Raw genomic sequence first — 11447 nt, forward strand, 5'->3', positions numbered from 1 at the left:
GCCGCACGGCGAGTTGAACGAGAGCCACGCCGGCGAGCCCTCGCGGGCTCGTCGGTTCAGGTCCCGGTCGCCCGGGCGGCCGCGCGGCCCGCCACGCGGCCCGAGAAGAGGCAGCCCCCGAGGAAGGTGCCCTCCAGGGAGCGGTATCCGTGTACGCCGCCGCCGCCGAAGCCCGAGACCTCTCCGGCCGCGTACAGTCCCGCGACCGGGGTGCCGGTCGCGTCGAGGACGCGGCCGGACAGGTCGGTCTGGAGGCCTCCGAGGGTCTTGCGGGTGAGGATGTTGAGGCGAACGGCGATGAGCGGCCCGGCACTCGGGTCCATGATCTTGTGGGCGGCGGCCGTGCGGCTGATGGTGTCCCCGGGATAGGCGAGGGCGTTACGGATGCCCATGACCTGGAGGTCCTTGCTGTAGGGGTTGTCCATCTCCCGGTCGCGCGCGTCGATCTGCCGCTTGAGGTCGGCCTGGTCGATCAGGCCGTCCCCGGTCAGCTTGTTCATGCCGCGGACGAGTTCGGACAGTGTCGTGGCGACGACGAAGTCCACACCGTTCTTCTTGAACTTCTCGATCGGCTCCGGGGTCTGCCAGACGCGGGAGAGCAGCATCCAGATGTTCTTCTCGGTGAGGTCCGGGTTCTGCTCGGAGCCGGAGAGCGCGAACTCCTTGGCGATGATCTTCTGGGTGGTGACGAACCAGGAGTAGTCGTACCCGGTGTCGGTGATCGACTTGAGCGTGTGCAGGGTGTCGTAACCGGGCATGTCGGGCGCGCTGAACCGCTTGCCGGTCGCGTCGAACCACATGGACGACGGGCCCGGCAGGATGCGGATGCCGTGGTCGGGCCAGATCGGGTCGTAGTTCCTGAGGCCCTCGGTGTAGTGCCACATGCGGTCGGGGTTGACGATCCGGCCGCCCGCCTTCTCGGTGATCGCGAGCATGCGGCCGTCGACGTGTGCCGGCACGCCGGTGATCATCGACTTGGGCGCGGTGCCGAGACGGGCCGGCCAGTTCTGCCGTACGAGATCGTGGTTGGCGCCGATGCCGCCGGAGGTGACGATCACGACCGGGGCACGCAGTTCGAACTCGCCGACGACGGTACGGGAACTGCGCTTGCCGCGGGTGACGGAGCTTGGCTCCAGGACCGCGCCGCGTACGCCGGTGACGGTGCCGCCCGACGTCACGATCCCGTCGACGCGGTGCCGGAACCTGAAGGTCACCCTGCCGTCCTCGACGGCGGCCCGGACCTTCTTCTCGAACGGCTCGACGACCGCGGGTCCCGTGCCCCAGGTGACGTGGAAGCGGGGCACCGAGTTGCCGGGTCCGTCCGCGAGGCCGCCGCCGCGCTCGGCCCAGCCGACGATGGGGAACCACTGCATCCCGAGGCCCGCGAGCCAGTCGTGCTTCTCCCCGGAGGCGAAGTCGACGTACGCCTCGGCCCACTTGTGGGCCCAGTGGTCCTGACCGGACTTCTCGTCGATGCCACGGTCGAAGCCGGCCGTGCCCAGCCAGTCCTGCCAGGCCAGTTCCCTGGAGTCCTTGACGCCCATCAGCCGTTGTTCGGGGGAATTGACGAAGAACAGGCCGCCGAAGGACCAGAACGCCTGCCCGCCCAGGTTCGACTCCGGTTCCTGGTCGAGGAGCAGCACCTTCCGTCCCGCCGCGGCCAGTTCCGCCGTCGCGACCAGTCCGGCGAGTCCGCCGCCGACGACGATCGCGTCCGCGTCAGCCGACGCGGCCGAGGCGGCGAAGGCCGGGGCCGTCGCCTGCCCGAGGGCTGCACCGGCGACCGCGCCGCCCGTCGCCGTCAGGGCGCGACGCCGCGTGATCTCGGCCGAGGCCGCGGAGTTCTCCATGGGGTGCCTTCCGGACAGGTGCGAGGGGTGCGGGAGACACCGGGGATGTTCCTGCGACGACCGTGCTGTTACCGTCGGTAGCCCACAGGGAATCAGGTCGTCACGGCAATGTGGTAGTGGCCGGAGACCAACGTGACGCCGGTTTCGTTGTGGCCCGGCAACAGCGCGGACGGAGAAGGACCATGACTGTCGTCCACGAACGCGAGCCGGTCACGGAGATCCTGCGAACGATGGCCGTCGACGGCGGCGTGTGCGGTGAACTCGTCCGCGCGGCCCGGACCCACTCCCCCGAAGTCGCCCGGCTCACCGAAGCGGAGAGCCTCTCCCACGTCACCGCGCTGATCCGAGCCGCCGGCGAGTGGTTCGCCACCTTCGACGGGATCGAGCAACAGGACTTCACAGCCGCCCTGTTACTGGGAGCCGACCGGGCGGGCCAGGGCGTCGCGATGACCGCGGTCCTGCGGGGCGTCCAGGCCGCCCTCAACCGCGCCGTGGAGATCACCGTCGGCCGCTGCCGAGCGGCGGGAGTGGCGGACGGCACCGTTCTCGACGTCGTGCTGCGCCTGAACGAGTACGGCGACGCGATCGAGCGCCATGTGATCAACGGATACCGTGCCGCCGAGCGGGCCACACCGCACGAGACGGCCGAGGTCCGCACGCACGTGCTCCGGAGGCTGCTGGTCGGCGGCGTCGTGCCGTCCCCCCTGGAGATGGCCGGAGCCGGGATGCGGCCCGGCCGCGGGCCGTTCCACTGCCTTGTCACGGGCGCCGACGATCCCGCGTCCGTGCGCATTCTCACGGACCGTCTGTCCGGCCCCGGCACGGTCCTCGGCCTCGTCGAGGGACGACTGGCCGGCCTGTGCCACCGGATGCCCGAAGGCCCGGAAGCAGAGATGCCGGCTCTGGTCGTGGTCTCACCGGCCGCTCCGCTGGAGGAGATCCGGCCGCTGTACCGCCTGTGCGTCCGCGCCGTGGAGATCGGTGTGCGGCGAGGACGTCACGGCCTGTACGAACTGACCGACCTCGCCGCCGAGATCGCCCTCGCCGACCAGCCGCTCATGGGCGCGCATCTGAGTACCCGGCTCCTGGGAGCCCTCGACCGGGCGGACGGCTTCCACCACCAACTGGCGCTCACCGCCCTGACGTTCCTGGACAACGGAAGACGCCTGGACCAGACCGCGACAGCCCTGTTCACCCACCCCAACACCGTCCGGTACCGGCTCGGCCGCCTGCAGCAGATCACCGGGCACACACCGACCGACCTCACGTCCGGGCCTCTCTCCGAACCCCTGAGCACCCTGAACTGGTGGTGGGCCCTGACCACCTGGCTCGGCGAGGACCGGGATCCCCCCTCCCCGTCGTGATGGCCGACAGGGAGGGGGAAGCCGGTTCGTTCAGGTGCCAGGACCCGGGTTGAGCTCTCCCTTCCGGTTACGGCGGGCCAGCAGGCCCTGGGCGCGGCTCAGACCGGTGGGAAGGTTCTTGCGCAGGGCGGCCCGGGCGGCGTTGGAACCAGGGGCCCCGTGCACACCGCCTCCCGGATGCGCCGAGGCGGATGCCAGGTAGAGGTTCTTGACCGGGGTCTCCGGGCGCCCCGTCCCCGGTACGGGCCGGAAGACGAGCTGCTGGTGCAGGGCCGTGGTGCCGCCGTTGATGGCACCCCCGTACAGATTGGCGTCCATGGCCTGCAGCGTGGGCGGGGCCAGGATCCGGCGGGCCCGGATCAGAGAACGGAACCCGGGCGCGAAACGCTCGACCTGCCGCTCGACCCGGTCGGCCATGAGCTCCTGTTCCTTCGCGTCCCAGGTCCCGGCCAGCCCCTCGTCACCGGCGTCGCCCGTGATCCGGTGCGGGACGTGGGTATAGGCCCAGGCCGACTCGGTGCCCGCGGGCGAGCGGGTGGCGTCCGCGGTCGTCATCTGCCCGAACAGCGCGAACGGCCGGTCCGGGACCAGCCCCATGGCGACCTGCGCGGCGAACCGGGTCAGCTCGTCGACGCCGTCCGCCAGGTGCACGGTGCCCGCCCCGGCCGCAGCGGGAGCCTGCCACGGCACGGTGCCGTCGAGGGCCCAGTCCACCTTGAAGGTGGCGAAGTCCCACTGGAACCGGCGCAGGTCGGCCAGCACCTGAGGCGGCAGGTCGGCACTGTCGACGAGTTCGCCGTACAGGGCGGGAGCGGACACGTCCGCCAGTACGGCCCGGCCTGCGGACACCGTCTCGCCATCGGCCGTGCGCACCGCCACGGCCCTCCCCTGCCGGACGACGACACGGCTGACACGTTCCCCGCACCGGAGGACACCGCCGCGCTCCCGAAGCCGCCGCGTCAGCGCCGCGGTGAGAGCGCCGGCACCACCGGCGGGTACGGGAAAGCCGTACGTCTGGCCCAGCATCGACATCAGCCAGCCGAACCCACCGCTCCCCGCGGACTCGGGGGCGAGGTCGGCGTGCAGCGCGTTGCCCGCCAGGAGCAGCCTGCCGCCCTCTCCGCGGAACTCCTCCTCCCCCAGGCGCCGCACCGGCAGCACGAGCGAGCGAGCCATCCGCAGGCCTCCGGCGGCCCGCAGGCGCATGGCCAGCCGGGCGCCGGCCCGCACCGGAGGGAAGGGCGTGAACAGTGCTTCCAGCAGGTCGGGCCGCAGCCGCTCCCAGGTCCGGTGCAGCTCGCGCCAGGCGTCGCCGTCGCCGTCCGCGAAGGCCTCCAGGGACGCGGCGGTGTCGTCGAGGTCGCGGCCGAGGACGGCGCACCTGCCGTCGGACAGCGGGTGGGCCAGTACCGCGGGCGCATGGCTCCAGCGCAGCCCGTACCGCTCCAGGTGCAGTCCGGCGAGGACGGGCGAGGCGGCGGCCAGGGGATAGAAGGAGCTGAAGAGGTCGCTCGCGAAGTCGGGGTCGACCCCGTGGTCGTGCCGGACCGCGCCCCCGGGTTCGTCCTGCTCCTCCAGGACTTCGACGCTCCAGCCCTCGTCGGCCAGGAGATTGGCGGCGACGAGCCCGTTGGGGCCTGCCCCGATGACTACCGCGTCCGGCATGGACGCCTCCCGTCTCGCCGCACCGGCTTCACCGCCGCGGGGGCGCCGGGGCCGGCCGGCCCCGTCCCGCGTACTGCGCGGGTCATGCGGGCTTCGGCTCCGCGCGGACGGGCTCGGGCCGGCCCCGCCCGTGCTCGCACACGTCCGCCAGGCGTTTGAGCATGGTCCGGTGCCTCAGCTGGATGAGTGCTTCCACGCCCATGTTGTGCAGGGTGCCACCGACGCCCCGCAGCGGATGCTCGTCGATGATCACCAGGGTGTCCTCGCCCCAGGGGCGCAGCTCGATGGCGACACGGGCCGTGCCGAGAGGACCGGCTTTCGCCTCCAGCTCCAGCTCGCGTCCCTCGTCGCAGGCCCGTACGACGGTCTCGTTGGTGAAGTCGAAGAAGCCGGCCCGCACCTCGTAGGCGATGGCGGCGTGCACCTGCGGCCACTGTCCGCGCACGGGATACGAGGACGACGTCCCGACGACCCAGTCCGCGTACCGGGTGCCATCGGCCAGGACTGCCCACACTTCGCGGGGACTCTTCTTGATCAGCCTGTGTCGTACGGCCACGTCTGCCTCCCTCGTCTGGCACCCATCGGGAAAGGAGTGCCGACTTCGAGTCCCCCCGCATCCGGAGTTCAACCGAGGGGACGTCGTCGTTTCATAGGCGCTCCTCCGGCGTGCGGGGAGCCCGGCGCCCGTCGTCGGCTTGGCCGCCGGCGCCGAGCAGCCCCGTGGGCCGGAACGGCTCCTGTGCCGCCAGCCGGGGCAGGGTCCGGCGTGACAGGCGCATCACGACCGGGGGCAGCACGGCACGGCCCAGCTGGGCGGCGCGGAGCCAGGACGGCACGTACACCGCGGTGCGCCGCCGCTCGATCGCGCGCACCAGAACGGGGGGCCACCTTCTGTACGGGCCAGACGCTGCGGGCGGGCGGCGGCATGTGGGTCCGCAGCTCGCGCAGCACGGCGTGCTGGTCGGCGTCGCGGATCATGTCGGTGTCGGTCCAGTTGAGGTAGGCGATGCCCACCGCGACGCGGTGGTGCGCCACCTCGGCCCGGAGGGAGTGCGCGAAGGACTCCGCACCCGCCTTCGACGCGCAGTAGGCGCTCATCATCGGCGCCGCGCCGAGCGACGCCAGTGAGGCGACCTGCAGGAAGTAGCCCGCCGTGGTCACCAGGTCGGGCAGGAAGGTGCGCGCGGTGATCGCGCTGCCGGTGAGATTGACGTCGACCACCCGGCGCCAGGTCGCCGCGTCCGACTCGGCGAAGGGGCCGCCCTCGGCGATGCCCGCGTTGGCGATCACCACGGACGGCGTGCCGAGGCGTGCGCGCACCTCGCGGGCGACGTCGGCCATGGCCGCGTCGTCGGTGATGTCGACCTCCCAGGCCATCGCCGGGACGGGCAGCTCGGCCGCCAACGCCTCCAGGGCCTCCTTCTCGTGCCCCAGGAGCGCCAGCCGGGCGCCCCGGCCGGCCAGATCACGTGCCAGGGCGGCTCCCAGTCCCCGGGCCGCACCGGTCACCACCACCGTGCGGGCGCGCAGCGGATCGTGTGCCACGGGGCCCCCTTCCTGCCTGGCTCGGTCGCTTGCGGACGGACGAGAGGGTGTTCCCCAGGACTGCCGTCTACCCGGATGCGGGAGGTGGAGTCCCTTCTCATCCGATCACGATCCGGTCCGGCGCGACACCGCGGCCCGCTCGCGAAGATCCATCTCGGCGCCGGGGACGTCGCGGGCGTACCGACGCCGCCGCGCCGGTCGGGACCACTTCCGCCCCGGGGTGCTCACCACGCCCGGAGACACAGGAAAACCCCAGCATCGACAGAGTGATTGACGCGCACCCGGGGGCCCCTCTACTTTCTGATCGACTTTCCGAACCGCGTTCGAAATATCGACCTCGATGTGTTGTGGGCATGTTCCGCGCCCCCACTGCCCCACACCGCGCCACCGCTCACTCCGCCCCGCACCCCGCACCCGCCTGGAGAGCAAGATGAGCGCAAGACCTCAGCCGTCCCGACGCCTGTTCCTGGGTATGGCCGCCACCACTCCCCTCGCCGTGTCCGGCGTACTGACCCTCGGCGCCGGGACCGCGCACGCCGCCGACTCGGCCTACGTGATGTGCTACTTCACCGAGTCGACCAGCCTCGGCGCGGGCACCGACTACGGCCTCCACCTCGCGGTCAGCCCCGACTCCCTCAACTGGACACCGCTCAACCAGAACAATCCCGTGGTCACCCCCACAGCGGGCGCCCTCGGCCTGCGCGACCCGTTCCTCCTGCGCAAGCAGGACGGCACCTTCGTCGCCATCGCCACCGACCTCAAAGGCACCGACTGGGCCTACAACAGCCAGTACATCCACGTCTGGGACTCCGCCGACCTGCGCACCTTCACCGGCTACCGCCGCCTCAAGCTGCACGACATGACCACCCCCAGCTGGGCTCCCGAAGCGTTCTGGGACGCCGGCCGGGGCCAGTACGCGGTCATCTACTCCTCGGTCAACTCCAGCGGCCACAACGTGATCATGGTGAACTACACCAGCGACTTCGTCACCGCCTCGGCCCCACAGGTCTTCTTCGACCCCGGCTACGACGTCATCGACGGCAACATGGCCGTCGGCGTCAACGGCGTCAACTACCTCTTCTTCAAGAAGAACCAGACCCTGGTGGCCGCACGGTCCACTTCCCTCAACCCGGGCAGCTTCACCGAGTTCAGCACCGGTGTGGCGCACGGCGGCACCGAGGCACCGACCGTGTTCAAGTCACTGACCTCCAGCAACTGGTACCTCTGGGGAGACACGTACACCCCCAACGGGGTCTTCTACGCCTGGCAGTCCACCAACCTGGCCTCCGGCACCTGGACCGCACTCGACCAGAAGACCTACACCCAGCCGGTCAACTCCAAGCACTGCGGCATCGCGACGATCACCACGGCCGAGTACAACAACCTGCTCACCAAATGGGGCGCGCCGACCTGGAACCGGCTCAAGTCGTACAACTTCCCGGCCCGTTACGTCCGTCACGCCAACTACACGGCCCGCATCGACACCTACCCCTTCGACCTGTACACCGACTCGCAGTGGAAGCTCGTCCCGGGCCTGGCCGACAGCACCGCAGTCTCCTTCCAGTCGGTGAGCCATCCCACCCGCTACCTGCGCCACTACAACTACCAGCTCCAACTCGACGTCAACGACGGCACATCCACGTTCGCCGGCGACGCCACCTTCCACCGCACACCAGGCCTCGCGGACTCCAGCTGGTCGTCATTCCGCTCGTACAACAACCCCACCCGCTACATCCGCCACTCCAACTACGTCCTGCGCATCGATCCGGTCTCCACGTCCACCGAGCAGCAGGACGCGACCTTCCGCGTCGGTCACTGAACCCCGGACCGCACGTAGGCGGCGGCCGGGAAGGTGTCACCGGGCGTGCGGCACCCCCGCACGTACGATCACCGCCCCGGCGCCGCCGCAGGCTCCGCCTCTCCGACCCGCAGGATCGTGCGGCAAAACCCACCACAGGCGTCTTCATGGGCGATGGAATGATATTCCGCATGACATCACTTGATTTATGGGCTCTCTGTATATTGAGCTCATGAATGGGCGAATGGCCATTCTCCGTACGATCGACGACGGTGTCACGGTGACCGAGGCGATGCGTCTCGCCCTGGAACACGCTGTGGCGGAACTCGGCGGGATCGGCGGCATGGTCCATGTGGGCGGCCCCGAAGGCCTGCGAGGCCTGCATCTGGTCGCGAGCAGTGGTCTGCCCCCGGCCCTGACGGAATCCTGGATGCGCATCCCGGACGACGGAGGACTCCCTCCGGTCCGGGCCGTACGCGAAGGGACCCGCATCTGGCTGCCGACGGTCTCGCACGGCGAGCCCGGCACCACGGCCGCGGGCACGGATTGCGGCCAGGGTCTCGCCACCGTCCCGGTGCCCGGGCCCGACGGACCGCTCGGCGCCCTCACCGTCGTCACCGACACCCCGCACACACCCGAATCCGGACAGTGGTCCTTCCTGGACTCCGTCGCCGCCTGGGTCGCCGAACGACTGGGCCGTCCTCTCCTGCCCAAGGAGCCGCCACCGCCGGAGCATCCGCCGGGCCCACTCCTGCAACAGGCTCTGGAGGCCGTACGCGTCGGTTCCTGGGAGTGGGTCATGGCGACCGACGAGGTGCGGCTGGACGATGCGGCGATGACCGTGCTCGGCTTCTCCCCGGATGAGTTCGACCGGCGTGCGGAGACCTGGCTGGACCGCGTCCATCCCGACGACCGGCCCCTGGTGACCGCCGAGGTCGACAAGGCGATCCGTGACCGCAGCTCGTACGGCACCGAGTACCGGATGAACCGCGCGGACGGCACCGTCGGATGGGTCCAGGTACGCGGACAGGTGAAGCTCGCGGACGGCGACCGGCCCGTCGGCATGGTCGGCACCGTCTGGGACACCACCGAGTCCCGCAGCGCCCGTGACGCCATCAGCCGGGCCCTGCGTCACATGAGCGACGGATTCCTCACCCTCGACCACCAGTGGCGGATCACCTTCCTCAACAAGGAGGCGGAACGCGTCCTCGGCCGCGGTCAGGAGCTGATCGGGCACCTCGTATGGGATCTCGCCGCGCTGCAGGTGCCCGGCCTGCGGTCCCTCTGCGAGGAGACGGCCGCCGGATCCGCCCCCACCGGGCTGGACATCCTGGCACCCAGGACCCGGCGCTGGTCCCACCTTCGGCTGGTACCGCTTCCCGAGGGACTGGCCGTCTTCTTCACCGACATCCACGAGAAGCGGATGCGGGACGCCGAGCGCGAGGCGGCCGCCCACGCCCAGGCCGACCGGGCCGCCCGCGTCGGAGAACTGACGGCCGCGCTCGCCAGGGCCATCGGCTCGCAGGGAGTGGTGGACGCGGTGGCCCGGCACGTACTGCCCCCGTTCGGCGCCGCCGGGCTCATGATCCAGGTCATCGAGGACGAGCACACCCGCGTCGTCGGCAGCGTCGGCTACCCCCAGGAGTTCGTCGACCGGGTGGACCACCTGCCCGTCTCGGGACGGACCGCGGTCACGGACGCACTGCTCACCCGCACCCCGCAGTTCTTCTCCTCTCCCGAGGAGTACGCGTCGCGCTACCCGAATCAGGCCGGCCAGCCCGCGGCGGGCCACAAACAGGCGTGGGCCTTCCTTCCCCTGATCGCCTCGGACCACCCCGTCGGGGTGTGCGTGATCTCCTTCGACCGGCCGCGCACCTTCACCGGCGAGGAACGCACCCTCCTGGTCGCGCTCAGCGGTCTCGTCGCCCAGGCCCTGGAACGGGCCCGGCTCTTCGACGCCGAACACGTCCGCGCCCAGGAACTGCAGCGCGGCCTCCTCCCCCGGGCACTGCCCTCGGTTCCCGCCTGCACCTCGGCGGCGCGCTACCTGCCCGCCCGGCAGGGCATGGACGTGGGCGGCGACTGGTACGACATCATCCCGCTCTCCGGGGACCGGGTCGCCCTCGTGATCGGCGACGTGATGGGCCACGGCACGCCGGAGGCCGCCACCATGGGACGCCTGCGCACGGCCGTGCACACCCTCACCGATCTGGAGCTGCCGCCCGACGAGATCCTCGCCCACCTCAACGACATCGTCGCCGAGCTCGGTGACGACTCGTACGCCACCTGCCTCTACGGGGTCTACGACCCGACGACCGGCGTCTGGGCGTTCGCCTGCGCCGGGCACCCGCCGCCTGCCGTGGTCCGCCCCGACGGCACGGTCGACTTCCCCGAGGTGGCGCTGAACCCTCCGCTGGGAGCCGGCGCCCCGCCCTTCGAAAGCGTCGAACTCGCGCTGCCCGAGGGCTCACTCCTCGTCCTCTACACCGACGGGCTGGTCGAGTCCGTCAGCCGTGACATCGACACCGGTATGGCCCAGCTGGCCCGTCTGCTCGGCGAGGACTCCAGGGACGACCTGGACCTCCTGTGCGAGAAGCTCACCGCCGGTCTGCTCCCCGCGCAGCAGCAGTCCGCCGACGACGCGGCCCTCCTCGTCGTCCGCGTACGCCGACTGCCCGCCGATTCGGTCGTCGCCTGGCCTCTCTCCCCGGAACCACGGGCAGCGGGCGAGGCGCGCAGGCGCGTCCGGGAGCAGCTGTCCCACTGGGGCCTCGACGAGCTGACCATGACGACGGAGCTGCTGGCCAGCGAGTTGGTGGGCAACGTCGTGCGCCACGCCAAGGGACCGGTTCAGCTCCGCCTGGTGCGCAGTCGCACCCTGATCTGCGAGGTCTCCGACGGCAGCCTCACCACGCCTCGGATCCGCCGGGCGTCCGAGACCGACGAGGGGGGCCGAGGCCTGCAACTGGTTGCCGCGCTGTCCCAGCGGTGGGGGACGCGCTACACCGCGACCGGCAAGTGCATCTGGACGGAACAGGCCCTGACCGGCCCGGAATCACCCGATGCCGTCATGTCCTTCTTCGACCGAGCCGCCTGATCGCCCGTCACCGTGCCGGCGGGCCCTCGCCCTGCCCGCCAGGAGGGTCCGCCCGCCCCTCGAACCGGCACAGGGCCTAGCTCACAGGCGGACGCCCCGGGTGGACAGGCCGTCATCGCAACCGGGGG

At 71.1% G+C, this 11447-nt stretch carries 6 protein-coding genes and 1 pseudogene; 3 read left to right on the forward strand and 4 right to left on the reverse strand.

Annotation, left to right across the window (positions count from 1 at the left end; translation table 11 throughout):
• Positions 1-56: 56 nt before the first annotated feature.
• Positions 57-1850 (reverse strand): FAD-binding dehydrogenase, encoded by a 1794-nt coding sequence (locus O1Q96_RS28435; RefSeq protein ID WP_269250865.1) that lies wholly within the window; start codon positions 1848-1850, stop codon positions 57-59.
• A 182-nt stretch (positions 1851-2032) separates the two neighbouring features.
• Here O1Q96_RS28435 and O1Q96_RS28440 point away from each other — a divergent pair, with 182 nt between their 5' ends.
• Positions 2033-3214: a PucR family transcriptional regulator gene (locus O1Q96_RS28440; RefSeq protein ID WP_269250866.1), complete on the forward strand. Its 1182-nt coding sequence runs from the start codon at positions 2033-2035 to the stop codon at positions 3212-3214.
• Positions 3215-3244: 30 nt separating this feature from the next.
• Here O1Q96_RS28440 and O1Q96_RS28445 read toward each other — a convergent pair whose 3' ends face one another.
• The 3 genes and pseudogenes from O1Q96_RS28445 to O1Q96_RS28455 form a co-directional block, all read right to left on the reverse strand.
• Positions 3245-4879 carry a phytoene desaturase family protein gene (locus O1Q96_RS28445; protein WP_269250867.1) on the reverse strand — a complete coding sequence of 545 codons (1635 nt, stop codon included), beginning with the start codon at positions 4877-4879 and terminating at the stop codon, positions 3245-3247.
• 82 nt (positions 4880-4961) lie between these two features.
• Positions 4962-5435, reverse strand: a complete 474-nt coding sequence (locus O1Q96_RS28450) for an SRPBCC family protein (RefSeq protein ID WP_269250868.1) — start codon at positions 5433-5435, stop codon at positions 4962-4964.
• 91 nt (positions 5436-5526) lie between these two features.
• A pseudogene (locus tag O1Q96_RS28455) lies at positions 5527-6424 on the reverse strand (SDR family oxidoreductase).
• A gap of 430 nt (positions 6425-6854) precedes the next feature.
• On the opposite strand from O1Q96_RS28455, the gene O1Q96_RS28460 reads away from it, so the two are divergent.
• Entirely contained in the window at positions 6855-8243 is a 1389-nt protein-coding gene (locus O1Q96_RS28460; protein ID WP_269250869.1) for a glycoside hydrolase family 43 protein, read from the forward strand.
• Between the two features lie 223 nt (positions 8244-8466).
• Positions 8467-11319 (forward strand): SpoIIE family protein phosphatase, encoded by a 2853-nt coding sequence (locus O1Q96_RS28465; RefSeq protein ID WP_269250870.1) that lies wholly within the window; start codon positions 8467-8469, stop codon positions 11317-11319.
• The last annotated feature ends 128 nt before the right edge of the window (positions 11320-11447 follow it).

Source organism: Streptomyces aurantiacus (assembly GCF_027107535.1).
In the GTDB taxonomy this organism is placed as follows: Bacteria; Actinomycetota; Actinomycetes; order Streptomycetales; family Streptomycetaceae; genus Streptomyces.

What these genes read in the sequence shown, in the direction of transcription:
- O1Q96_RS28435 (WP_269250865.1), bottom strand. Translation starts at nt 1,850, where the DNA reads ATGGAGAACTCCGCGGCCTCGGCCGAGATCACGCGGCGTCGCGCCCTG.
- O1Q96_RS28465 (WP_269250870.1), top strand. Translation starts at nt 8,467, where the DNA reads ATGGCCATTCTCCGTACGATCGACGACGGTGTCACGGTGACCGAGGCG.
- O1Q96_RS28460 (WP_269250869.1), top strand. Translation starts at nt 6,855, where the DNA reads ATGAGCGCAAGACCTCAGCCGTCCCGACGCCTGTTCCTGGGTATGGCC.
- O1Q96_RS28445 (WP_269250867.1), bottom strand. Translation starts at nt 4,879, where the DNA reads ATGCCGGACGCGGTAGTCATCGGGGCAGGCCCCAACGGGCTCGTCGCC.
- O1Q96_RS28440 (WP_269250866.1), top strand. Translation starts at nt 2,033, where the DNA reads ATGACTGTCGTCCACGAACGCGAGCCGGTCACGGAGATCCTGCGAACG.